This window comes from Natrinema ejinorense (assembly GCF_002494345.1).
Taxonomy (GTDB): domain Archaea; phylum Halobacteriota; class Halobacteria; order Halobacteriales; family Natrialbaceae; genus Natrinema; species Natrinema longum.
On sequence record NZ_NXNI01000001.1, the window covers coordinates 3619689 to 3642918 of the forward strand.

23 protein-coding genes are annotated in these 23230 nt (G+C 65.4%); 11 read left to right on the top strand and 12 right to left on the bottom strand.

Annotation, left to right across the window (positions count from 1 at the left end):
* Positions 1–7 precede the first annotated feature (7 nt).
* The 6 genes from CP557_RS17730 (at position 8) to CP557_RS17750 (ending at position 8056) form a co-directional block, all read left to right on the top strand.
* On the top strand, positions 8–1030 hold the full coding sequence (locus CP557_RS17730; protein WP_097381132.1) for an ABC transporter permease: 1023 nt from the start codon (positions 8–10) through the stop codon (positions 1028–1030).
* Positions 1017–2144, top strand: coding sequence for an ABC transporter permease (locus CP557_RS17735; RefSeq protein WP_245853052.1), 1128 nt, complete (start codon positions 1017–1019; stop codon positions 2142–2144). Before CP557_RS17730 ends, CP557_RS17735 begins: the two co-directional genes overlap by 14 nt.
* Positions 2145–2147: 3 nt before the next feature.
* Positions 2148–3251, top strand: a complete 1104-nt coding sequence (locus tag CP557_RS23410) for an oligopeptide/dipeptide ABC transporter ATP-binding protein (RefSeq protein WP_143825090.1) — start codon at positions 2148–2150, stop codon at positions 3249–3251.
* Entirely contained in the window at positions 3248–4336 is a 1089-nt protein-coding gene (locus CP557_RS23415; protein WP_143825091.1) for an oligopeptide/dipeptide ABC transporter ATP-binding protein, read from the top strand. The genes CP557_RS23410 and CP557_RS23415 overlap by 4 nt, the downstream gene beginning before the upstream one ends.
* Before the next feature lie 63 nt (positions 4337–4399).
* A complete protein-coding gene (locus CP557_RS17745) occupies positions 4400–6619 on the top strand; it encodes a glycoside hydrolase family 3 N-terminal domain-containing protein (protein WP_097381133.1) in 2220 nt (739 codons plus the stop codon).
* Positions 6620–6994: 375 nt separating this feature from the next.
* Entirely contained in the window at positions 6995–8056 is a 1062-nt protein-coding gene (locus CP557_RS17750) for a TrmB family transcriptional regulator (protein ID WP_169924405.1), read from the top strand.
* An 855-nt stretch (positions 8057–8911) separates the two neighbouring features.
* On the opposite strand, the gene CP557_RS17755 is transcribed toward CP557_RS17750, so the two are convergent.
* From CP557_RS17755 to CP557_RS17780, 6 genes are all read right to left on the bottom strand, one after another.
* Entirely contained in the window at positions 8912–9634 is a 723-nt protein-coding gene (locus CP557_RS17755) for a hypothetical protein (protein ID WP_097381135.1), read from the bottom strand.
* Positions 9635–9797: 163 nt separating this feature from the next.
* Positions 9798–10949 (bottom strand): DUF7345 domain-containing protein, encoded by a 1152-nt coding sequence (locus CP557_RS17760; RefSeq protein ID WP_097381136.1) that lies wholly within the window; start codon positions 10947–10949, stop codon positions 9798–9800.
* Positions 10950–11060: 111 nt separating this feature from the next.
* A complete protein-coding gene (locus CP557_RS17765; protein ID WP_245853053.1) occupies positions 11061–11312 on the bottom strand; it encodes a hypothetical protein in 252 nt (83 codons plus the stop codon).
* Between the two features lie 102 nt (positions 11313–11414).
* A complete protein-coding gene (locus CP557_RS17770) occupies positions 11415–11765 on the bottom strand; it encodes a hypothetical protein (protein WP_097381138.1) in 351 nt (116 codons plus the stop codon).
* Between the two features lie 740 nt (positions 11766–12505).
* Positions 12506–12874 (bottom strand): hypothetical protein, encoded by a 369-nt coding sequence (locus tag CP557_RS17775; protein WP_097381139.1) that lies wholly within the window; start codon positions 12872–12874, stop codon positions 12506–12508.
* Positions 12875–12895: 21 nt separating this feature from the next.
* Positions 12896–13465 carry a hypothetical protein gene (locus CP557_RS17780; RefSeq protein ID WP_097381140.1) on the bottom strand — a complete coding sequence of 190 codons (570 nt, stop codon included), beginning with the start codon at positions 13463–13465 and terminating at the stop codon, positions 12896–12898.
* 316 nt (positions 13466–13781) lie between these two features.
* Between CP557_RS17780 and CP557_RS17785 the strand changes: the two genes are divergently transcribed.
* Both CP557_RS17785 and CP557_RS17790 read left to right on the top strand, forming a co-directional pair.
* The gene (locus tag CP557_RS17785) at positions 13782–14057 is read left to right on the top strand and encodes a winged helix-turn-helix domain-containing protein (RefSeq protein ID WP_097381141.1); all 276 of its coding nucleotides are present in this window, start codon (positions 13782–13784) and stop codon (positions 14055–14057) included.
* A gap of 5 nt (positions 14058–14062) precedes the next feature.
* Positions 14063–14359 (top strand): hypothetical protein, encoded by a 297-nt coding sequence (locus CP557_RS17790; protein WP_097381142.1) that lies wholly within the window; start codon positions 14063–14065, stop codon positions 14357–14359.
* A gap of 6 nt (positions 14360–14365) precedes the next feature.
* Here the strand turns inward: CP557_RS17790 and CP557_RS22695 are convergent, their stop codons facing one another.
* From CP557_RS22695 to CP557_RS17800, 3 genes are all read right to left on the bottom strand, one after another.
* Positions 14366–14533, bottom strand: coding sequence for a hypothetical protein (locus CP557_RS22695; protein WP_169924406.1), 168 nt, complete (start codon positions 14531–14533; stop codon positions 14366–14368).
* A 78-nt stretch (positions 14534–14611) separates the two neighbouring features.
* Positions 14612–16141 carry a molybdopterin-dependent oxidoreductase gene (locus tag CP557_RS17795; protein WP_097381143.1) on the bottom strand — a complete coding sequence of 510 codons (1530 nt, stop codon included), beginning with the start codon at positions 16139–16141 and terminating at the stop codon, positions 14612–14614.
* A 39-nt stretch (positions 16142–16180) separates the two neighbouring features.
* Complete coding sequence (locus tag CP557_RS17800; RefSeq protein ID WP_097381144.1) at positions 16181–16624, bottom strand: hypothetical protein; 444 nt, start codon at positions 16622–16624, stop codon at positions 16181–16183.
* 268 nt (positions 16625–16892) lie between these two features.
* On the opposite strand from CP557_RS17800, the gene CP557_RS17805 reads away from it, so the two are divergent.
* Entirely contained in the window at positions 16893–17489 is a 597-nt protein-coding gene (locus tag CP557_RS17805) for a DJ-1/PfpI family protein (protein ID WP_097381145.1), read from the top strand.
* Positions 17490–17551: 62 nt separating this feature from the next.
* Positions 17552–18205: an HAD family hydrolase gene (locus CP557_RS17810; protein WP_097381146.1), complete on the top strand. Its 654-nt coding sequence runs from the start codon at positions 17552–17554 to the stop codon at positions 18203–18205.
* 109 nt (positions 18206–18314) lie between these two features.
* On the opposite strand, the gene CP557_RS17815 is transcribed toward CP557_RS17810, so the two are convergent.
* From CP557_RS17815 to CP557_RS17825, 3 genes are read right to left on the bottom strand one after another with little or no spacing between them, the layout of a single operon-like run.
* Positions 18315–20696 (bottom strand): DEAD/DEAH box helicase, encoded by a 2382-nt coding sequence (locus CP557_RS17815; protein WP_097381147.1) that lies wholly within the window; start codon positions 20694–20696, stop codon positions 18315–18317.
* Positions 20697–20747: 51 nt separating this feature from the next.
* Entirely contained in the window at positions 20748–21350 is a 603-nt protein-coding gene (locus CP557_RS17820; protein WP_097381148.1) for a hypothetical protein, read from the bottom strand.
* 57 nt (positions 21351–21407) lie between these two features.
* The gene (locus CP557_RS17825; protein ID WP_097381149.1) at positions 21408–21923 is read right to left on the bottom strand and encodes a PH domain-containing protein; all 516 of its coding nucleotides are present in this window, start codon (positions 21921–21923) and stop codon (positions 21408–21410) included.
* Positions 21924–21943: 20 nt separating this feature from the next.
* Here CP557_RS17825 and lipA point away from each other — a divergent pair, with 20 nt between their 5' ends.
* The gene (lipA, locus tag CP557_RS17830; RefSeq protein ID WP_281255581.1) at positions 21944–23065 is read left to right on the top strand and encodes a lipoyl synthase; all 1122 of its coding nucleotides are present in this window, start codon (positions 21944–21946) and stop codon (positions 23063–23065) included.
* Positions 23066–23230 lie beyond the last annotated feature (165 nt).

Here is a 23230-nt window from a genome sequence, read left to right on the forward strand (position 1 = left end):
CCCGTCTATGAACTGGTATCTCAAACGGACCGGACAAGCACTGTTCACGCTCTGGGCGGTCGTCACCATCGCGTTCGTCCTGGCGTGGAGCGTTCCAGGATCCCTGGTCGATCACATCGTCGACCAGATCGTCCAGAGCAGCAGTATCGAGCCAGCAGTCGTTCGAGAATCGATCGAAAGCCGACTGATGTTCGACCCGGATGCGTCGGTCACCGAGGCGTACGTTACGTACATGACGGAGTTGCTCAACGGCAATCTCGGCTACTCCTTCGTGGCCAGTGACGACGTCAGTACGATACTCGCCGAAGCCGTCCCGTGGACGCTGCTCGTGATGTCGCTGGCGACCCTCGGAATGTTCGCCATCTCCCTGGCGCTGGGTGCGATCATGGCCTACCGAGAAGGGTCGTGGTTCGATATCGCGAACACGATCGTGGGAACCGTCACGACCTCGATCCCCTACTTCGTCGCGGCGTTCCTGTTGATCCTCTGGATCGGCTACAGCGACGCGCCGATCCTGGAACTGTTTCCGCCACGCGGACAGAAACCGCCTGCCCACGAAGTCGAACCCGGCTTCACCGTCGCGTTCGTCTGGGGTGCACTCAGACACGCGACGCTGCCGGCCCTGTCGTATATCGTCACTGGATACGGATTGCTCGCGCTCTCGATGCGGGGCAACAGCATCCAGACTCTCGGCGAGGACTACGTCAGGGTCGCCGAGCTTCGCGGGCTCCCCTCGCGACGGATCGCGCTCCGATACGTCGGGCGAAACGCCGTCCTTCCACTCTACACCAGCCTGTTGCTCTCGATCGGGTTCATGCTGGGGTCGTCGGTGGTACTCGAGCAGATCTTCCAGTACCGCGGCGTCGGCTACTGGATGTACGAGGCGATCGACGCCAACGATGTCCCGCTGATGATGGGGACGTTCATCGTCATTACGGTGTGTGTGGTGATCGCGACCTTCGTCGCGGACGTGACCTACAGCATGCTGGATCCGCGGATCAAATCGGGTGATCAGGGTGAAGCGTACTGAGGACGACCGTCCCGACCGCGACGGTCCAAACGACTGCGGCCTCCGTACCGACGGCGGGACCGGCGGGATGTTCGGCGAGTCGGCCGTCACGGAGGTGACCCGCCGTCAACAGGTCCGGGAAACGCTCGAGGAGTCGGTCGTCGCTCCGTTCACGGTGGCGTGGTCGGACTGGCGAACGAAGGTCGCGCTGATTCTCATCAGTGGCTTCGTCGCGACGGCGATCCTCGTCTGGCTCCATCAGCTCGGCTACACCGTGTTGAACGACGTGCTTCGAGTGGGTGGATCGCCCTGGCAACTCGAGGCACCACGGAGCCCGGCGGGGCTCGAGCAAGACCGGATCGCCGTCCGACCGTTTCGGACCTGGCGGTACCCGCTCGGAACGTTCAAAAACGGCGTCGGCGTTCTGTCGGCGATGCTCTGGGCGACGCCCGGAATGGTACAGATGATCGTCGCCGGCGGGATCTTCTCGACGGTGATGGCGACCGTCGTCGGGACGGTCTCGGGATACAAGGGCGGCACCGTCGAGTCGGTGCTCAACACGATCGTCGACGTCGCGATGTCGATCCCCGGACTGCCACTCGTCGTCGTGCTCGTGGCGATCATCCAGCCGTCGTCGCCGTACGTGATCGGGATCCTCATCACGATCAACATCTGGGCCGGGCTCGCACGGACGATCCACTCGCAGGTGCTCTCCTTGCGCGAGGAATCCTACGTCGAGGCCTCGCGGACGATGGGAATCTCCACGCCACAGATCATTCGGAAGGACATCCTGCCGAACCTGATGCCGTATATCTCCGTCAACTTCGTCTACGCGGCCCGACGGGTCGTCTACGACAGCATCGCGCTGTACTACCTGGGGCTGCTCGGCGGCGCGACGGCCGAGAACTGGGGCGTGATGCTCGACTGGGCGCACAATGCGAACTACGCCCTCTCCGTCTCCGGTCGGTCGTACATGCTGCTCTTCCCGATGCTCCCCATCGTCCTGTTGTCGATGGCACTGATCCTCCTCTCGCAGGGGACTGACAAACTGTTCAACCCGCGTGTCCGAACGCGCCACGCGGGGGAGACGGTTCAGGACGACGACGCCGACACCGCAATCAATCCACCCGCGTAACCAATGACCGAGCAAGACACACACTTCACGCAGACGGACACGCACAGCACGGACACCGCGACCGATCGCGTCCTCGAGATACGGGACGCAGAGGTCTACTTCGAGATGGACCGGGGCGTCTCTCGCGTCCTCGACACCGTCGACCTCGACGTCGAACGCGGCGAGATACTCGGCGTCGTCGGCGAGAGCGGCAGCGGCAAGTCGATGCTCGCCTCGTCGATGCTCGATGCGGTGGTCGATCCCGGCGTTCTCTCCGGCGAGATAACCTACTACCCCGAGGACGGCGAGCCCGTCGACGTCCTCGGACTCTCCGAGCGCGAACTGAAGGGACTGCGCTGGGAGGAGATCTCCATGGTGTTCCAGGGGGCGATGAGTTCGTTCAACCCGACGATGGGCGTCCGCGAACACTTCGAGGAGACCCTCGCGGCTCACGACGCCGACGTCGAGGCCGGTATGGACCGCGCCCGTGAGCTGCTCGCCGACCTGCACCTCGAGCCCGAGCGCGTGCTCGATTCGTACCCCCACGAGCTCAGCGGCGGCATGCAACAGCGGGCGTTGATCGCCCTCTCGCTGATCCTCGAGCCGGACGTGCTCGTGATGGACGAGCCGACGGCGGCGCTGGACCTGCTGATGCAGCGATCGATCCTCGCCCTGCTCGAGGAGCTACAGGAGAAGTACGACCTGACGATGGTGTTCATCACGCACGACCTGCCGCTGGTCGCCGAACTGGCCGACCGCATCGCCGTGATGTACGCCTTCGAACTGATCGAGCTGGGACCGACCGAGGAGATCCTCCACCACGCCGCACACCCCTACACGCGGGCCCTGCTGAACGCGACGCCGAACCTCGACGCGCCACTCGAGGAGATGCGACCGATCGAGGGGTCGGCACCGGACCCGGTCGACGTTCCGGCGGGCTGTACGTACAACCCGCGGTGTCCCCTCGCCGACGAAACCTGCGTCGGGGACGACCCTCCCTTCGAGACGGTCAGCGGCGAGCACGAGGTCACGTGTTTCCACTGGCAGGACGCGGCCGAGGCGGTCCCGTTTACCGCCGAAGCCGCCCACGAGGAACGCTCGGCGTCGGCCGCGGGGGAGGGTCAATGAGCGGGGACCCCCTCGTCTCGCTGGACGGCGTCGAGGTCCACTTCGAGGAGAGTCAGGGCTTGCTCGAGTTCGGCGATCCCGACGTCGTCAGAGCCGTCGACGGCGTCTCGCTGGAGATCGAGGAAAACGACGTCGTCGCCTTCGTCGGGGAGTCGGGCTGTGGCAAGACCACGCTCGGGAAGACGGCGATCGGGCTTCAGCGGCCAACCGGCGGGAGCGTCCGGTATCGCGGACAGGACGTCTGGGACGCGAAGGATGGTCGCGGCGACGTCGACATTCCCCACGACGAGATCCGGCGGTCGCTCCAGATCATCCATCAGGATCCCGGCAGCGCGCTCAACCCGAACCGCCGGGTGATGAAGATACTCGAGGCTCCCCTCAAGCGCTGGCAGTCCGGGATGAGTGCCGGCGATCGCCGCCGGGAGGTGCTCTCGATGCTCGAGCGGGTCGGGATGACGCCCCCGGAGGACTACGCCGGCCGCTACCCACACCAGCTCTCGGGTGGCGAGCAACAGCGGGTCGCGCTCGTCCGCGCACTGTTGATGGATCCCGATCTGATCCTGGCCGACGAGGCCATCTCGGCGCTGGACGTCTCGCTGCGCGTCGAGATGATGGACCTGTTGCTCGAGTTGCAGAGCCAGTTCGATACGTCGTTCGTCTTCGTCTCCCACGACCTCTCGAACGCGCGGTATCTGGCCGCACACGCCGGTGGCCGCATCGGCGTGATGTATCTCGGCCGACTGGTCGAGATCGGTCCCGCGGAGCGGATCATCAACGACCCGAAACACCCCTACACGAAGGTGCTCCGGTGGGCGACGCCGGATCTCCACGGTGACACGGACGCTGCGGAGCCCCCGGTCCGAACGATCGACGTGCCCGATCCGAAGGACCCACCCAGCGGCTGCCGGTTTCACACCCGGTGTCCCGAGGCGCGCGAAGCGTGTCGTCGGGCCGATCCCGAGCGCGTCGCCGTGGGTGAGCGACACGAGGCGGCCTGCTTCCGCGAGGGTGACGACCAGGAGTACTGGTCGTCGCCATCGCTGACCGACGAGAGCGAGTCGGCCGACACCGCGTCCACGGACTGAGGTCCCGTCGACCCGCCGGTGACCACCTAGTTTTAAGAACTAACCGCACGATTGAAAACTACGATGACCAGCCAAGAGACCCCCTCCGAGAGCGGTGGATGTCCAGTACCGGATCTCGACGAGATGACGCTTCGCGAAAAGGTCGGCCAGCTCGTCGGCGCGTTCGTCGGCTCGATGGGAGACGTCGAGTTGAGCGTCGACGACGCGGCGGCGCTCGTCCGCGAGGAGGGCGTCGGGACGATCGCAGCGTTCGGGATCGGCGTCTCAACGTATCACGATCCCGAACGCGTCGCCGAGATCGCGAACCGACTCCAGCGGGTCGCACTCGAGGAGACGCGTCACGGAATCCCGCTGTTGCTCCCCGTGGACGCCGTTCACGGCCACGCGTACGTCGACGGGGCGACGGTGTTTCCTCACGGCCTGGGGCTCGCCGCGACCCGGAACCCCGCGAACGCGCGGACGGCCGGCGAGGTGACGGCCGCGGAGATGCGGGCGACCGGCGCGACCCTGAACTACGGACCGACTTGCGACGTGGCCCGCGATCCGCGCTGGGGTCGTACCTTCGAGACCCACGGCGAGAGTCCGCTGTTGTGCGGTGCGTTCGCGGGGGCAGCCGTTCGCGGGCTCGAGGACGACAGGGTCAGCCCCCGCGTCGCCGCGACGGCGAAACACTTCCCCGCGTACGGCGATCCGACGGGCGGCGAGGACGCCGCGCCGGTGGATCGCTCCGCGAGCACGGTCCACCAGCTGTTCGTCCCGCCGTTCGTCGACGCCATCGAGGCCGGTGCATCGGTCGTGATGCCGTGTTACAACTCCATCGACGGCGAACCGGCCCACGGCTCGCACCGCTATCTCACCGAACTGCTGCGCGAACGGCTCGGGTTCGACGGTGCGGTGATCTCCGACTGGGGTGGTATCGACCACCTCAACGAGGACCACAGCGTGACCGCCTCCCAGCGGGGCTCGGCGCGGCTAGCCATCGACGCGGGACTGGACCTGATCTCGATCGGTCGCGACGAGTACGCGGCGAACCTGCGTGATCTCGTCGAATCCGGTGATCTGTCCGAAGCGCGCATCGACGACGCGGTCGCCAGGATACTCGAGTTGAAGGCGTCGCTGGGGCTCTTCGAGGATCCCTACGTCGACGTCGAGACGGTCCGATCGACGGTCGGTGTACGACCTCATCGGTCGGCCGCGGCACAGGCGGCCCGCGAATCGCAGACGCTCCTCGAGAACGACGGCGTACTGCCGCTGTCGGATACCGTCGACTCGATCCTCGTCGCGGGACCGAACGCGGCGTCGCTTCGCAGCCAGTATGGCGGGTGGAGCGTCCGGGATCCCGGGCCGGACGCCGGGACGACGGTCCTCGATGGGATCACGGACCGCGCTCGCGACGGAACGACGGTCCGCTACGAGCAGGGGACGACACTCCGGGAGCGACGGGACCTCGAGGCGGTCGCGGACGCGGCGGCGGACGCGGACGTGGTCGTCGTCGCCGTCGGCGAGGGGTGGTACTATCACGAGTTCGGCCCCAAGCAACTCGTCGGGCCGACTGGGGAGTTCCCGACCCGAGCGCAACTCGAGTTGCCCGACGCACAGCGGGAACTGCTCGAGACGGTCCACGAAACCGGAACGCCGCTGGTGGTCGTCGCGATTGCGGGGCGACCGCTGGCGCTTTCCTGGACCGCCGACAACGCCGACGCGCTGTTGTTCTCGTATTATCCGGGGAGCGAAGGCGGGGACGCCATCGCGGACGTGCTGTTCGGGGACCACAATCCGGCGGGCCGACTGCCGATCAGCGTCCCACGCTCGACGAGCGAGCTGCCGTCGGCGTTCAATCGGTTCGCGCATCCGACGCCGATCGGTGCCGACGAACACCCCGAGACGTACGACCCCCTCTACGAGTTCGGCCACGGAGAGAGCTACACCGACTTTCGGACGTCCGACCTGTCGGTCGACGACCCACGGATCGGTCCGGCCGAATCGATCACCGCCTCGATCGACGTCGAAAACGTCGGCGACCGGGCGGGCGACCGGGCGGTCGATTTCTTCCTCCGGGACGAAGTGAGTTCCCGGGTTCGGCCGGTCCGCGAACACGTCGGGTTCGAACGTGTCAGCCTCGAGCCCGGCGAATCGAAGACGGTGTCGGTGACGATTCCCAACGACGCACTCGCCGTCACCGACTCCCGTGGTCGAACGACGGTCGAGCCTGGTGCGTTCGAACTCTCCTGTGAGGGGTGTTCGACGACGGTCGTGGTCGAACGGACGAGCGACGGGGACTGATACGGTCACCTGTCCGTCAGTGCCGGCGGGATCGGGACACCGGGACAGCCAACCGTATGAATCGTCGTCGGCTCTCCCGATCGGAGCCGACCTGCCCTGATATTCGCCGCATCGGTCGGTGGGACCGGCTTCTCACTGCGTTCCGATTGGCCGTCTCGAGTTGCGAACGGGGCCCTGCAGGGAATACCGGGAGACGTACCTAACGGATAGTTTGTGTATCGCCGGGACAGAAACGAGAGAGCACGCGAAAACCGGACGACATCGCGGTGACCTGGCCGATAGCTGTATGTTTTCGTATACTTCAATACGACTAGTTATATTAATATCACTATCGATCGTACATACGTTTTTATAGTATCGATGGTAGTAGAAGGTATGGACACAGAGACGCTCCGACGGGCGCTCGAGGAGGCCGGACTGACCGGCCAACAGGCCGAGGCGTACCTGACGTTGCTCGAGTCGGGCTCGTCGCCGGTCGTCGACATCGCACAGCAGTCGTCGATTTCGTCCTCGCGGATCTACGACGTGGTTCGCTCGCTGGCGGAGGAAGGGTTCGTCGAGACCCTCGACCGCGATCGATTGCATGCACGGCCGCGCGAACCGGTCGACGTCCTCAATCGGCTGCGGCAAAAAAGCGAGATGCTCGCGGACGCCGCCGGGGAGATCGAAGACCGATGGGAGCGGCCGGATCCCAAGGAATCCCGGATCAGCGTCCTCAAACGGACGGAAACGGTACTCCGGAGCACTGCCGACGCGATCGCCGAGGCGACCGTTTCCGTCGCGCTGGCCGCCACCCCCGACCAGCTCGAGGAGTTACGGCCGACGATCGAGACTGCAGCCGACAACGGGATCCTGATTCAGATCGCGGTCTACGAGGCCGAGGGGGCCGACGTTCCCGAAATCGATGGCGTCCTCGAGATCCGACGCTGTCCCATTCCGGGGCCGTTCCTGGCGATCGTCGACCGTCGGTACGCGTTCTTCGCGCCGACCGTCCACAGCGACCGTTCCTATGGCATCACGATCGGCGACGAGATCCTCTCGTTTATCATGCACTGGTACTTCCGGACGTGTCTGTGGGCACACAACCCCCGCCTCCAGATCGATCGGGACCAGCCGCCGACGTACGTGAGCATCGAGGGCTTCGTCCACGACACCGCATCGTTGCTCCGCGACGGAACGGAAATGACGTTGGAAGTGATCGGCCACCGTACCGAAACCGGCGAGCGCGTCGATCTCCGTGGCGACCTCGTCCGGGCGACGTGGGGCGGCCAACTCGAGCCACCACGGAACCCCACCTACACGGACCTCGCCGGGCAAGTCACGCTGTTCCTCGAGACCGACGAGGGAATCGTTTCGATCGGCGCGTGGGGCGCGCTGTTCGAGGACGTCGAGGCCGAGATCATTCGCGTCGAGGGAGTCGAATTCCCCGAACCGTGAGCGGCCGCCCGGTGGCTCTTCCTCGCCGACGGGAGTGGAATGGCTCGCAGCTATCGCGACCCTTCGCGGGTTCGGTCAGCACTCCTTTACTATCATATGTGTGTAATCCTCGCTGTTTCGAGACGGTCGTCACGACGCGCTCGAGACCGGCAGCGATCGGGTGCTACTCGATGCTTCAAACGGTAATCGCGTTAGGTAATCACGATGGCAGCGTGAACGGTGGACGACGCCGGGATAGCCGCTCCGTAAAAAGTATAATATATATGGTCGTTCTGGGTTACTATATGATCTGTTAGTACTTGATCACAGGATTCGGTCCGCATCTGCTGCGGTCCCCTAGCCACTCCTCTCAGGCGGAGTTTCACGGCATTGTAGCGGATCTCGGTGGTTTTCCGTCATCGAGAAGGCGAAGAATCGAGTCCCGATGCACAGCATCGGTCCGACTGCGGACCGTAGATGGGCGATGCGACGGATCCGCGGTAAATCCGGCGAAATCGCTCTTCGACGGACCCGATCGATGATAGCAACTTCGACTGGTCGTTTCCGAGGCATCGCCACAACCGATCCGGATACTCACTTCGATATATGTTTGATCTAGAAACCGTATCTATATGTGGTGTTTATCGACGACTCGTGATCGTTTCCGATCGGTGGATCGACGGTGATCGCTCGGTGCCGGACAGGAACTGGGCGACCGATGCCGTCGGGACCTGACTCACCACGCTGGCGGTCCGAGACGCTGATCGATAGGAGTACGGGACGTCGCGTCAGAACACTGTTAGCCCGACCCCAGTCCGAACGTGGGCGTACGACGGTGGCGTTTCTCGAGGCCGTGGTCGAGAAACGCCACCCGAATTAGGGTCCGTTTCGGGGCGGTCCGGAGCTGCTCGCGTTCTCCGGTCTCCCCGCATCGTCCGGTCGCGATCCGGTGTCGGGAGCCCCGTCCGGCGTCCGGTCGGCTCCGACGGGCGGCCGATCGGCCCCGACGGAACGGCCGACGTCGTCGCCGGCGATCGACCGCGCGACTGCCGCGGTCTCCGGCCCGCCGAGCTCGCCCGCTCGTTCTCGCAGCGTTCGGATCGACTCGCGGTCGACCCCGCGGTCGGCGAACGCGCCGTCAGGCAACTCCACCGCAGTCCGCTCCGCGAGTGCCGCCTGTCGTTCGATCGTCCGCATCTCGGCGACGGTTTTGGCGACCTCCGCGCGATAGCGACCCTCGCTGAGTTCGCCCGCCGTCCGGGATTCGTTCAGCTCCGCGAGTCTGGCCTCGAGCGTCCCGAGACGCCGTTCACTCTCCGCGAACTGCTCGGCGACGACGGTCGCCTTCGTCTCGTTGCTCTCGGCGGTTGCGATCCTGATGCCGAAGGCCCGTTCCGAGACGTCGCCCTCGAGCTCGGCGTTCTGAACGCCGACGGCGGCGCTGAGCTGCTCGCCGGGTTCGATCGATTCGGCCCCGTCGTCCGGTTCGGGATCGTCCTGTACAGCTCCACTCGAGACGACGCTCGCCGCGGCGATGGGAACTGCGACCATCGCGACGACGAGAAGCGCCGTCAGTGTGATCGAGGTGGTTCGGTTCATTGGTCGGGTGTTGTATTTGCGTCCTGATATACGCTCGAGACGATGGCCCGGGTTCAACGACGATTAACGCCATTCAACGCGATTTTCGATCCGGTCCCGTCCGCCGATTTCGATGATTTTGGGGCCCGCGTCCCGTCGCCACTCCCGTCTCGACGAGCCGGCCTCATTGCGTCTCCTCACCGTCGGTGTTCGTCGCGGCCCCGTCGTCCGCCTCGGGCAGCGAGAGCACGTTTTCGCGACCGAGCCGGAACGACTCGAGGTCCCCGTCCTCGCGCAGTCCGCTGACGACCTTGCTGGTCTTCGCGTCGGTCCAGCCCAGTTCCTCGACGACCGCCTGTTGTTTCAGTCGGCCGCCGTTGTCTCTGACGAGGCGGAGGACCTGCTCTTCGTTGCTGAGCAGGTCCATGTCAGGTGGCCCGGTCGCGCCGGCTGCCGCCGACTCTCCCGTCGCCCCGTCGCTCGTCCCCGGCCCCGACGCCGTGGAACTGGAACCGGACGCGGGTTCGGGGCCGGAGCCGCGATCGGCCGTCCCGTCTCCGCTGGCCGTTTGGTTCCCCGTCGACGGACGGTTGCGGTACCACCACACGCCGAAGGCACCGAGGCCGACCGCGACGAGCGCCGCCACCGCGATCGTCGCCGTGTTCGGTCCGCTTCCCGCGGCGGTGACGACGACCCGCGGTTCCGACGAGACGAAGTCGGTCTCGCCGCCCCGCCAGATCACTGCGTGGTCGCGTTCGTCGTCCGGGTCGGGCGTGACCGACGTTCGCTCGTATTCTTCCGGCCACTCGATCAGCAGTCGCGTTCCGTCGTCGAGGTAAATCCCCTCGATGGCATCGCCCGCCCTGAGTTCCTCGCCCTCGACGGCGGCGAACCCGTGCCAGCGAAACGTGTACCTGACGACGCCGTACTCGCGAGCGAGCGACTGGCGTTCGGTACTCACGCTGAATCCCTCGGCGGACATCTCTCGGCCCGTCGCGTTGCTCGCCGCACCGACCGTCTCGTCCATCCGGTCGGCGAGATTCTGCGTGTAATTGTCGGGATCGTCCCGAACGTCCGATTGCAGCGATTCGAACGCCGTCGTACTCTCGTTGTTGTCGAGGCGAACCCAGAACTCGAGGGTCCATTCGGCGCTTCCGTTTGGCTGGACTGCGACGTCCATCCGGACCTCGTCCGCGTCGATCTGGTCCTGCTGGAGTGCAAACGGATTCGGTTGTGGCTGTCCAGTGGCCGTCGCTCCAGTGGCGGTTCCCACTGGTCCCGTTCCGAGGAGGAGCACCGCGACGACGACGGCCGTCAAGCCGGCGCGACCGTTCATACGAATTCGTACTTGCCACCTCGCTTAAAACATGCGAAAGTAGAAGATGGGGCTATAGCGGCACTATAGCGTCATATTCGACGGGTCTCTTCAGAAATGGTCAATCAGTTATCACGGCCCGAATCCGTTCGATCCGGCTGCGTTACCGGCGGGGGTGAGTCCCCGAACGACGTCACCGAGGAAGTCGACGGTGCCGTCGATGAACTCGGTTATCGCTCCGAGTATGTCGGAGACGAACCCCGGAACTGGCTCCGGGAGGTCGTCCGGGGGACCCTGGGCTGGCTGTGCCGTCGCAGCACCCGTTGCGCCGACGAGGAGTGCCACCGCGACCGCGATCGTCAGTATCGTTTGTCTCTGTATCACGATCGATCGGTGACGGCCTCCCCTCATTAACTGGCTAATCGGTCGACTGGATTTTCCTGGATTTACGCCGAATATCGGTCGGATGCTATCGACTGGAGACCGCTACGCGCCGGGGACGCCGAACGCGCCGACGCCGAGCCCCAGGACGCTGTTGAGGACGAAGAGGATGCCGAGCGCGGCGAGCCAGGCGACGACTCCGATGACTGCGGCTGTCCCCCAGTCGCCGGGGTAGCGCCACTTGATGACCCAGACCCAGGCGATCAGTGCGATGATCGGGCCAAGTAGCGGTATCCACGAGGTCAGCGCCCATGCGACCGCACCGAGAAGACCTGTGATAACCGCGTGCGAATAGTCGTCGACACCGACGACGAGCTTCGCGCTGATGAAAATAGCCAACCCGCCGACAAGTAGTGCGACGAGGAAAGCAACGAGAGATCCGGTGAAAGGAGCCATTTTATACGTATCTGTTTCGCGGACAGATATAGATTGTGTCATACTCGACCGGTCCGTTTTCGACCGCTCGGCTCGAGCGAGGGTGGTAATTACACGTCGTCTTCGAAATCGTTCTCGGAGCTGTCGTCGTCACTGGCGCTGTCCTCGTCGGTACGCGGTTTGACCCGGATTTCCTGAATCGTCCGACGCAGGGCTCGAAATCGGTGATGTCGCCGGGCTGATCGGTAATCTGGGTCCCGAGCCCTTCAGTACCTCCGTTCCCGCCGAGACGGCCGCTGAGTCCAACGGTACTGCCAGCCACACCACCAGCTATAGTAGCCACTGAAACGATGGACACATTCATCGAAACGTCGTCGTGCGATGAGGTGTGCAGTGACTTTCAGTGGCTACTATAGTTTGAGATAATTGCGTCGATCGACCCCGTCGATTGACTGCATTACGATTACTCCACCATCGCTGGCTCATATACTCCAGCGATGATTGGCCCGCTTCCCCCGTTGATTTCGTTTACTGTCGGTTCAATCCCCCGCAACTGTCCATGTATTTCGGCGAAAACTACCCACAATAGACAAATATGAAACGAGAAGGCTCGCCTCGTCGATCAGTATCGGATAGTCGCAGTATGAGTGATCCCGAGAGCGGAGAACGGCAGCGGAGAAGTAGTAGCGGGAGTGGTGTGGGTGGAGGGATGCGTCAGCGGGAGCGGTGTCTGTGGAGGGATGCGTCAGCGGGGAGTCGATTCAGGCACCCGGCACGCCGAGTGCCGAGACCGAGCCGATGCCGAGCAACTCGAGGGCGGCGAGGACGACCACGGCGGCCGCCCAGGCGGCGACGCCGACTCCGACGGAGCGGAGCCAGCCAAGCCGATATCGCCACTTGACGACGCCGATCCACGCGACGATCGCCAACAGCCCGCCCAGCAGCGGGACCGGCTCGAGGAGCGCCCAGACCAGCGCGCCAAGTAGCGCGGTCAACACCGCGTGACCGTAGGTCCGGGCGTCCGAGACGATGTAGGTGCCCGCGTAGAGGGCACCGCCCCCAACCAGCAGGCTCACGGCGAACGTCAGGAGCCGATCCTCGAGTCCGACCGGCCCAGCGAGTGGGAGCATGGATTGGTGGGGTGTGTCGGATTACTCGTCGGTGTCGGTCTGTTCGTCGTCGGTCTGTTCGTCGTCGGTCTGTTCGTCGTCGGTCTGTTCGTCGTCGGTCTGTTCGTCGTCGGTCTGTTCGTCGTCGGTCTGTTCGTCGTCGGTCTGTTCGTCGTCGTTTTCGGTGGTGTCGTCGGTACTATCCTCAGCCGTTTCGTCGTCGGCTTCGTCGTCGCTCTCGGCTTCGTCCTCGTCACCCGGTGTGGCGTCGCTGACTGCGTCACCGAGCGAGCCGTCGAGGGTTCCGCTCACGAACGACGAAATCCGGTCGTGGACAGCGGAGACGTGATCGGGGACCTGGTCGGGGAGATCGACGTTCGGTCCCTGTCCGTTTCGTTCGTCGGCAGCTGCGCCGTTCTCGCTTCGATCGTCGCGTTCGTCAGCGTGTCCGTTCGCCTGCTGGTCGTTAGCGTGTCCGTTTGCCTGCCGTTCGTCGGTACTATCCGCGCCCGTATCGACGGAGACGGGGGCGTTTCCGGGCGCTGCGGCAGCGAAGCCGGTCGCCGCGATCAGTGCCGCCAGTGCGACTGCGATGAGCGTTGTTCGTTTCATAGCTCGCATCCGACTCTCGGTGGCTGCCTCCCCTTGAAGGGGGGATGCCGTGACCTCGAGTTTCGGGTATTTGAAGCCATTTGACGGACGTTTTCGCGGGTTTGTCTCCCGTTTAACGCGGATCGAACGGGGTTGGGTCGCCCCGGACCGACACGTCCTACTCGACTCGGTGGCGGGCGGACCGACGCGCCGCGCGCTCGGCGCGGGACACCGGCCGTGGCATCGGATCGCTCCTCTTTCACACGGCAGTTCTGCTCCGAACACGGTTCGAATCCACATTCTTTTCACCGATTCGTGACAACCTCGCACCTGACCGATGGAGAAGGCGTTGTGGTACCTCATCGCCGGCACGCGCGGCGGCGAGAACAGAGCACGGATCATCCGGGCCCTCGAGGACAAACCTCGCAACGCCAACCAGCTGGCCGGAACGCTCGAGGTCGATTACAACACGATCCGCCACCACCTCGAGATGCTCGCGGACCATGATGTCGTCGAGCGCGGCGGACAGAGCTACGGCGAGTTGTACTTCCTGACTGACCAGTTCATGCATCACTGGGACGAGTTCGAAACGATCACGGAGCACTTGGAGTGATACCGATGGCAATGTCAACCGAAATCACGGCGGCAGCGGTCCTCTCGGGTGGGAATCTGCTCTTGCTCGCAGCCCTCACCTACGTCTGGGTGCAAAACTACCGGCGGTTCAAGACCCCGCTCGTCGCCGGCTTGCTGGCCTTCAGCGTCGTCCTCGCCCTCGAGAACGCGGTGGCGATCTACTTCTTTTTCAGTTCGGGCATGTTCTACGCCTCGGACCCGATGGTACAGCAAGTCGTTGCCCTGCTGCGGGGCCTGCAGTTCGTCGCGCTGACGTTTCTCGCCTACGTGACGCTGCGGTAGCAGCCCTCATCGCAGCGTCGCCCAGGTGAGAAAGCAGAGGGCGACGAACTGCAGCCCTCGCAACCCCGTCGCGACGAGAATCGCGCCGGGGGCGTCGGTATACAGCATCCCCATACTGAGGTGGAACGCGACCGTAGCGACGACGGACCGGTCATCGGTTCGCGCTCGGGCCACGGCGTCGTTGCGGTCGCCGACGCGCTCGCGGCCGGTAACACCGTCGACGCGTCGTGACCGAGCGTATCGACTCCTGGCTCATGCGTCGATCGTTCGCGAGACCCAGCCGGTCGCCCCGTCCGGTTTCGATCCCGAGGGCTCCTCGGTCTGGACCGCGCCGGTTCCGTCGATCGCTCGAGCGACGACCTCGTGGCTGTCGGCGGTCGGCTCGAAGCTGTATCGCCACTGTCGCCAGACGTCTCGGGGCTCGCCTTCGAGGGGTGCCGAGACCTCGGCTTCGGTCCAGGTGTCGCCGCCATCGATCGAGACGTCGACGGTCTCGACTCCCTCGAGGCCCGCGTACGCGTGGCCACCGACGGTGACCGTCCCGTCGTCGCCGTGGTCGACCGACCAGATCTTGGCGACGGTTTCGACCTCGCCGGTGCCGTCCCAGCCGCGTTCGTCCCAGTAGCCCGCCCGGCGCTCGTCGACGAGTTCGATTTCGCTGATCCACTTGACGTTTACCTCGCCCCAGTTCCCCGGGACGAGCAGGCGGACGGGGTGACCGTGCTCGCGTGGCAGCACGCGGCCGTTCATCCCGTAGACGACGTACGAGCGCTCGAGGGCCTCGCGGCTGATCGTGTTCCAGTAATCGTCGACGGCGTGGACCACGGCGTACGTGGCCGACTCGTCGGGGCCGGCCTCCTCGAGCAAGTCCGTCACTGGCACGCCGGTCCAGACGGCGGTGTCCATCTCGCGGTCGTTGAGATCGTCGCCGACGCAGCGCAGCGTGCTGTAGAACCGGTCTGCGGTCCGGTCCCGAAGCTCGTCGTACGAGAGGTCGAATTCGGCGTCGACGCTGCCGGTGATCGACAGCGACCAGTCCTCCTGCTCGACGATCGGGTCGATGGTGTTGATGTCGACCGTGTAGAAGTCGCCGATCTCGCTGATCAGCCCCGGTGCGTTCGCGAGATCGAACGCGTCGTCGCCGGCCTGGGTCAACAGCGCCCGCTCGGCGACCGGCGGTCGGTTCCCGCCGTCGAGGTAGGGCACGCTCGAGTCGGGCGTTCGCCGCCGACCGGCGACGTAGGCGAGGCCCGACAGCGAGAGCGTACCGAAGCCGGCCTGGAGCGTCGCCCGTTTCGAACGGTCGACGGTACGATCCCGGCGGACGCTCAGGGGGTCACGCGCGGCGGCGACCTCGACGACTCCGACGATCGTCGCGGCCGGGACGCCGGCTGCGACTGCGGCGACCGGCACACCGGTCGCCAGCGCGGTGACCAGCCAGACGAGACCGCCGGAGAGCGAAACCGCGAGATACTGAACGTCTGCGACGGCCTCGAGCTGTAGCGCGCCGAAGACGACGATGGAGAGGCCGACAGTGACGAGCGTCAGCGCCAGCAGGAAGCTTGCGGGTTCCGCGAGCGAGCCAAGGGTATCGAGGACGGCGTTGACGATCGCGGCCGGCATGACGTCGACGACGAACGTTGCGGCCGGTTCGCCGACGAACTGGGGCGTTAACCCGGCGTAGGCGAACGAGCCAGCGACAGCGCCGACGGCAGCGATCGTCGCGGTGAGCATGCGCCAGGTCGCGCGTGCACTCGAGAGTCGGGACAGGAACGGAATCATGGTGTACTGATGTGGTGAGTGGTGGTCTCTCCGCTGTGATCACTCGCGTCGGCGAACCGCAACGATCCCCAGGCCCCCCGCGGCTGCGAGGATTCCGACGATCGCTATGCCGGCGGAGCCGAGTTCGTCACCGTCGCTTTCGTCCATCTCGTCTGCTCCGTCCCCGTCGTCCATGGAGTCGTTTTCTTCCATCTCCTCCTCGTTGTCCATGCTATCGCCGTCGTCCATGGAATCGTCGCTCATGCTATCGCCGTCGTCCATGGAATCGTCGCTCATACTATCGCCGTCGTCCATGGAATCATCACCCATACTATCGCCGTCGTTCATATCGCTCTCGTTCGTTCCGTCGTCCATTCCATCGTTCTGTAGCGCCGCGTCGACCGCTGATCCAGTCGTCGCGCCGGCGGCTGCCGCCGCGCCGATGCTCGTCGCGAGCAGGACGGTCAGACACAGGACGCCGATTCGCGTTGGTGTTCGAACCATTGCATCCGAACCCACTCGAGACGCCCTCAAGGGCGTTTTTCGAACTCCGACGCAACTCCCTTCGAAGTCGGTTGTAACTCCGCTCGGTTCCCACTCAACTGCGTCCACCATCGGGTCCAACTCCGTTCAAAATTCGCCCCGCAGTCGTGCGGTTTGAGGGTGTAATTGCGTTGCTGGTTCGGCGGCGGACGATCGGATCGGGCACCCATCCGCGAGGGTGCATCCGTCTCGACACAACGGCTTTCAGGATCCCCTGCGAGTATCGACTATGAGCGAGACGACCGCGGAAATCGTGCTGTTCGATGGCTTCGACGAACTCGATGCGATCGGTCCCTACGAAGTTTTCCAGAACGGGGCCCAGGCCGGCGCACCCCTCGAGACGCGGCTGGTCACGCTCGCGGAGACCGATCGCGTGACCGCGGGCCACGGCCTCCGGGTCGAACCCGACGGGATCCTCGGCGAGCCCGATCTGTTGGTCGTCCCCGGCGGCGGGTGGACGACCGACGACGAGGGGGTCCGGGCCGCCGTCGACGACGGACGCCTGCCGGCGGCCGTCGGCGAGCGGTCGGGGGCCGGCACGACGATCGCGTCCGTCTGTACCGGGGCGATGGTGCTGGCGTCGGCGGGCGTTCTCGAGGGGCGACCCGCGATCACGCATCAGGTCGCCGTCGACGATCTCGAGGCGGCGGCCGGCTCCGTGGTCGACGCGCGCGTGGTGGACGACGGCAACGTCCTCACCGCTGGCGGCGTCACTGCGGGGATCGATCTGGCGCTGTGGGTGCTCGAGCGCGAATTCGGCGCGGAAATCGCCGCGGCGGTCGAAACGGAGATGGAACACGAGCGACGCGGCGAGGTCGTCCGCTGATCGATCGCCCATCCTTTCAGCCTGCCAAACGGCTATATGGGGCGATCGAATACCGGGGAGACATGACCGCTGTGTTGTTCGATATGGACGGCGTGCTGGTCGACAGCGAGGACTACTGGGTCGAGTTCCAGCGCGAGGAGATCTTCCCGGCGGCCGTCCCCGACCGGGACGTCGAGATCGCCGAGACGAGTGGGATGAACTTCCGCGAGATCTACGACTATCTCGACGCGGAGTACGGGGCTACCCTCTCCCGCGAGGAGTTCCTCGGGCGCTTCAATACGGCTGCCGAGGAGATCTACACCGACCGCGCCGAGTCGCTCGATGGCCTCCACGACCTCCTCGCGGAACTGAACGACCGTGGCGTCCCCACCGCGCTCGTTTCGTCCTCGCCCCACGAGTGGATCGACATGGTCCTCGAGCGCTTCGACCTCGAGGGCGCGTTCGATCACGTCATCAGCGCCGACGATATCGACGCGGCGAGCAAGCCCGCGCCGGACGTCTTCGAGTACGCGGCCGCCGAGGTCGGGGTTCCAGCCGCGGAGTGTCTCGTCGTCGAGGACTCCGAAAACGGGATCGAGGCAGCGGCTCGAGCGGGCGCGTTCGTCGTCGCCTATCGGGTCGCCGCCCACGGCGACATCGACCGCTCGTCCGCGGACGAGGTCGTCGCTTCGCCCGCGGAACTCCGAGACCGCGTCCTCGCGTTGACGGCGCAGTAGCGCACACAGCGGCGTCGAAATCGAAGCCGACGGCTCCGTTTCCACGTTTTCTATGGGGGCAATTCGACGAACGGAGCGACCGACCTGGCGACGGTCGACGGGGACGTCGCTATCGAACCCGAACCGTCCGACTCGCCTCGATCGGGAGCAGTGGTTCTTCGGGGAAGGCCACGCTGACGGTAAACTCGAGTTCCTCGGCGTCCGCGCCGAAGACGCCGACCGGGACGGTCTCCGCGTCGCGCAGGTAGGTGTTCGTGCTCGTCATCTCCACGCCGTTGACCGTCACTCGGATGCCGGCGCGAGCCGGTTCGCCGACGTTTCGAACTGTGACCTCACGGACCTCGTTCTCGCCCGTCGCGACGGTCTCGGGGAACTGGCCCCACTCGAGTTCGATCGCGGGGAGCGACCGGGCGCTCTTGGAGACGCGCTCGGCGACGCCCTCGGTCAGCCCTGCGTCGACGAGCCCCTCGACGCCCGCGTCGACGACGTCACCGGGGGTCGACAGCCCCTCCGTCGCGAGCTTGCTCGCACGGCCGGCCCCGACGCCGTCGATGGCCGTCAGCCCGACCGCGTCCTCGGCGACGCCGTTCTCGATGCGGGCCTCGATCCGGCGCGCGAGGTTCGCGGCGTGGGGACCGACGAAGCGGTCGAGGAAGGCACCAAGCGCCGAGAGGAGCCGCGTCGCGTTCTGCCGGATGACCCAGGCGTCGCTACGGAGTTCCGAGGGCGTCGTCCCGCTGGCCCCGCTCCGGAGGATCGCGAGCACCTTCCGTTGGCCCGCCTCGAGGTCGTCGGTCTCTTCGCCGACCAGCACGGCATCGATCGCGTCGCGTTCGTCCTGGCGTGCCGAGACGGAGTCGAACTCCGCGGCGGTCGCGACCGCCCGGAGGACGGCACCGGTCGTCAACTCCTCGCTCCCGGTTCCCCCGCCGTCTCCGTCGCTTCCGACCCGATCGCACAGCCCCGCAAAGCGGGCCGCGGTGTCGAGTCGGAGATAGTACTTCGAGGTCAACACGCCCCGGGGCGTCGCCTCGATCGAGAGGTCCTCACCCGTCTCGACGAACCCGCGGTCGACTAAGCCCTCGAGACAGTCACGGATCCGCTGGCGGAGGTTCTGGAAGTCGTAGTCGTCGGGTCTGGACTGGCCGCGGACGTAGTAGAAGGTCGTCTCGAGCCAGTCCATCACGTCCTCGAGGTCGGTGATCGTCCCCATCGCGATCTCGGCGTTGAGGTGTGTCTCGAGGCTCTCCGCGAGGCGGGACTCGATTTCTTTCCCATCGCGGAGCAGCCGTCGATACTTGTCCGCCTCGGCGGTATCGCAGACGACCCAGCCGTAGCCGACGTCGTCGTAGCCCGGCCGCCCGGCCCGGCCGAGCATCTGGAGCACGTCGAGGGGACTCATGTCGACTTCGCCCTCGAGGGGGTCGTGGTGTTTCGTGTCCCGGATGACCACACAGCGAGCGGGCAAGTTGACGCCCCAGGCCAGCGTCGAGGTCGAGAAGAGCAGTTCGATGTGGCCCTGCTTGAACCACTCCTCGACGAGATCGCGGTCGTTCTTCGAGAGCCCCGCGTGGTGGAAAGCGACGCCGTCGAGCACCGACTTGCGGAGGGTGGCGTCGTCGATCTCGTCTTTCGATTCCGTGTGGAAATCGTAGTCGCCGCGAGCCCCCATCGGAATATCCCGTTCGGCGATCTCGTCGCGAGCCTTCTTGGCGGCCTGAACGGTGTCCTGTCGGGAGGAGACGAAGACGAGCGACTGGCCGTCCTCGCGGAGGTGCGGTTCCGCGAGATCCAGCGCCCGGTAGAGGCGGCGGTACTTGTCGGCGAAGGAGTTGTCGCCGTGGGTGTAGGTCTTGACGCCGGCGTTGAGTTCGACGGGCCGGTACTCCTCGCCGAACTCGAAGGTCGTTTCCTCGGGAGCACCCAGCCACGCCGCCACGTCGTCGATGTTGGGCATCGTCGCCGAGAGCGCGACGATCCGGGGCTCACAGAGTCGGCGGAGGCGGGAAATCGTCACCTCGAGCACGGAGCCCCGCCGATCCGCGTCCAGCAAGTGGACTTCGTCGATGACGCAGACGTCGATATCCGTGACGAAGTCGTACCGGCGCGAATCGTGTTTCCGGGTCGCCGAGTCCAGTTTCTCGGGGGTCATCACGAGGATGTCCGCCCGGCGCGCGCGACGAGGATTCAGGTCGCGCTCGCCGGTGACGACGTAGACCGAGTACTCCAGTTCCTCGAAGCGGTCCCAGTCGTCTTCCTTCTCGTTCGTGAGCGCACGCATCGGGGCGATAAAGAGCGCAGTGCCCCCCTCGGCGAGGGACTTACAGATCGCCAACTCCGCGAGCGCCGTCTTCCCCGAGGCGGTCGGCGCGCTCGCGACCACGTTGTCCTCGGACTCGAGTAATGCGGGCAGTGCCTCGCGTTGCATCCGGTTGAACTCCTCGAAGGCAAAGGCGTCGGCGAATTCGGGGAGAACCTCGGCGACCTCCATCACACGGACACGGGGAGCGGCAGGGCAAAGGCGTTTCCTTCGAGTCGCGGTCTATCGATCGGTGACCGCAGCGACGATCGCAGCACCGGCAGTGGCGAACACCAGCGGATAGAGGACGCCGCCGAGCACGATCGCGGGCAGGAGCACCGGGCCGATCGACCCGGTCGCCTCGATCCCCAACGCGGACGCTTCGGTGTTCGCTTCGGCGACGACCGCGCCGAGACCGAGGACCACGGCGTAGCCGATCGTCACCGGCGCGCCGGCGACGACGGCGTCGCCGAGATCGGTAACGGACCAGCGGACGGCGAGAAACGCGCCGACCCCGACCAACACGAGCGGTGGAAGCACGTACAACAGGTCTACACCTGCGGCGCTCGAGTCGGCGATGAGCGAGAGGATACGCCGCCCGCCGAAGGAACCGACCTGACTGGTGGCCTCGATATCGACCATGTGTGCTTCGTAGAAGTACCAGGCGACAGCCTTCCACCCGGCGATGTCGTCACCGCTGACGGTCCCGCGAACCTCGCTCCCGACCACCAGGTACGTCACGAGATAGCCGATCACGGCGGCGAAGACGCCGAGTCCCGCACTCGCCGCGATGCTCGAGCCGCGCGATACCGTGGTCCGATCGGTCGCTGCCGGCTGCGGGGACATTGTATCGATTACGGACCGTCCTCGAATAATGGGTCTTGTGGTCCGCCCTCCGATCGGTCAGACGGCCGTCCCGTCGTTCGCGACGGTCTCGAGTTGGTCGCTGAGCCGACTGCTCGCCCGCTCCGGTTTCGGGACTCGCTCGAAGGTCAACTCCGGGTCGCCGGAGCCGGCGGTGTAGACCGTCAGATCGCCATAGCCCAGCAGCCGTCCGATCCCGGTCTGACGCAGGCTGGTGTTCTGGACGCGCTCGAGTCGGAACTGGGTGACGTCCCGCGAGACGATCCCGCGTTTCTTGTAGAGTTCCGTGGAGGTGATGACGTAGCGGGTGTTCGTCCAGGCGAGGTAGCGGGCGAACGCGAGACTCGTGCCGGCGACCGTCGTGAGGACCCCGAGGATCGTCAGGAGCCCGACGCCGTCGGTCCCGCTCCAGCCGGCGACGAGAAAGCCCGCGAGCGCGAGCCCGATTCCGACCGGAAGCCTGGTTCCCATCGTGATCGGATGGGGACGGCTCTCCCAGACGATGCTCTCATCGTCGCTGATGTGGAACCAGTCCGGCGTCGAGCCGAAAGCCATCGGCTCCGCCTATTCCATACCTGTCCGTAAAGCTATCGGGCGAATGGGCTGATTACTGGCCGTACGACGGATTCGCCACCGACACGAGGTGTCGATCGACCCAGCCGGTTCGGGCCGCTCGGAGCAGTACGGTTTTTCACCGTGCGGCCCGACGATGGCATATGAGCCGCGCGCGCAAACCCGACTGGCTGAAGAGTCGGCCACCCTCGGGTCGGGAGTTCGCCGGCATCCGGGAGACGCTGCGGGAATACGACCTGCACACCGTCTGCGAAGAGGCCAACTGTCCGAATCTGGGCGAGTGCTGGTCGGGTCGGTCCGGTCCCGACGACACTGGCTCGGGCACCGACGGCGGTGGAACGGCCACGTTCATGCTGATGGGCGATCGGTGCTCTCGAGCCTGTAACTTCTGTGATGTCCAAACCGGCGGGATGGAACCGCTCGATCCCGACGAGCCCGAACACGTCGCGAGTGCTATCGCCGAGATCGGTCTCGATTACGTCGTCCTCACGAGCGTCGACCGTGACGATCTCCCCGATCAGGGTGCGGGTCACTTCGCGGAGACGATCCGCGAGATCAAGGCCCGCCATCCCGGTATCCTCGTCGAAGTGCTGATTCCGGACTTCCAGGGCGAACAGCGACTCGTCCGGAAGATCATCGACGCCGACCCGGACGTGATCGCCCACAACGTCGAGACCGTCGAGCGACTGCAATTCCCCGTGCGGGACCGCCGTGCGGGCTACGAACAGTCCCTGTCGGTGCTCGAGCAGGTCGACCGCGAGTCCGACATCTACACCAAGACCTCGATCATGCTCGGTCACGGCGAGTACGACCACGAGGTCTACCAGACGCTGGCGGACTGCCGCGAGCACGGCGTCGACATCGTCACCCTGGGACAGTATCTCCGACCCTCGAGGGACCATCTCGAGGTGCAACGCTACGACCCGCCGGACAAGTACGAGACGTGGCGACGCGTCGCCGAGGACGAGTTGGGGTTCCTCTACTGTGCCAGCGGGCCGATGGTGCGTTCGTCGTACAAGGCCGGCGAACTGTTCGTCGACGCCGTCCTGCGGGAGGGCAAAAGCGTCGCAGCGGCGAGACGGGAGGCACGTACTGACCCGGACGAGGCGAGCGTCACGGACTAGCGACGGACGGTCATCAAAAATACGCGTACCACTGTCTCGTCTCCTCTCATCGCTCCTATTGCCCCCTCCACGTGGCCTAACGCGGACCTTTTGAGAGTCGTGAACGCTCTCAGACACCGAGGACGGTCATCATGGAAGCACACGTCGGCCGACGCCGTCGGCTCT

Bases quoted from the DNA above. Each gene is read 5' to 3' on its own strand.
- CP557_RS17750 (WP_169924405.1), top strand. From the start codon at position 6,995: ATGGACACAGAGACGCTCCGACGGGCGCTCGAGGAGGCCGGACTGACC.
- CP557_RS17785 (WP_097381141.1), top strand. From the start codon at position 13,782: ATGGAGAAGGCGTTGTGGTACCTCATCGCCGGCACGCGCGGCGGCGAG.
- CP557_RS17795 (WP_097381143.1), bottom strand. From the start codon at position 16,141: ATGATTCCGTTCCTGTCCCGACTCTCGAGTGCACGCGCGACCTGGCGC.
- CP557_RS17815 (WP_097381147.1), bottom strand. From the start codon at position 20,696: ATGGAGGTCGCCGAGGTTCTCCCCGAATTCGCCGACGCCTTTGCCTTC.
- CP557_RS17775 (WP_097381139.1), bottom strand. From the start codon at position 12,874: ATGCTCCCACTCGCTGGGCCGGTCGGACTCGAGGATCGGCTCCTGACG.
- CP557_RS17810 (WP_097381146.1), top strand. From the start codon at position 17,552: ATGACCGCTGTGTTGTTCGATATGGACGGCGTGCTGGTCGACAGCGAG.
- CP557_RS17805 (WP_097381145.1), top strand. From the start codon at position 16,893: ATGAGCGAGACGACCGCGGAAATCGTGCTGTTCGATGGCTTCGACGAA.
- CP557_RS23410 (WP_143825090.1), top strand. From the start codon at position 2,148: ATGACCGAGCAAGACACACACTTCACGCAGACGGACACGCACAGCACG.
- CP557_RS17790 (WP_097381142.1), top strand. From the start codon at position 14,063: ATGGCAATGTCAACCGAAATCACGGCGGCAGCGGTCCTCTCGGGTGGG.
- CP557_RS17820 (WP_097381148.1), bottom strand. From the start codon at position 21,350: ATGTCCCCGCAGCCGGCAGCGACCGATCGGACCACGGTATCGCGCGGC.
- CP557_RS17755 (WP_097381135.1), bottom strand. From the start codon at position 9,634: ATGAACCGAACCACCTCGATCACACTGACGGCGCTTCTCGTCGTCGCG.
- CP557_RS23415 (WP_143825091.1), top strand. From the start codon at position 3,248: ATGAGCGGGGACCCCCTCGTCTCGCTGGACGGCGTCGAGGTCCACTTC.
- CP557_RS17825 (WP_097381149.1), bottom strand. From the start codon at position 21,923: ATGGCTTTCGGCTCGACGCCGGACTGGTTCCACATCAGCGACGATGAG.
- CP557_RS17800 (WP_097381144.1), bottom strand. From the start codon at position 16,624: ATGGTTCGAACACCAACGCGAATCGGCGTCCTGTGTCTGACCGTCCTG.
- CP557_RS17760 (WP_097381136.1), bottom strand. From the start codon at position 10,949: ATGAACGGTCGCGCCGGCTTGACGGCCGTCGTCGTCGCGGTGCTCCTC.
- CP557_RS17780 (WP_097381140.1), bottom strand. From the start codon at position 13,465: ATGAAACGAACAACGCTCATCGCAGTCGCACTGGCGGCACTGATCGCG.
- CP557_RS17730 (WP_097381132.1), top strand. From the start codon at position 8: ATGAACTGGTATCTCAAACGGACCGGACAAGCACTGTTCACGCTCTGG.
- CP557_RS17745 (WP_097381133.1), top strand. From the start codon at position 4,400: ATGACCAGCCAAGAGACCCCCTCCGAGAGCGGTGGATGTCCAGTACCG.
- CP557_RS17770 (WP_097381138.1), bottom strand. From the start codon at position 11,765: ATGGCTCCTTTCACCGGATCTCTCGTTGCTTTCCTCGTCGCACTACTT.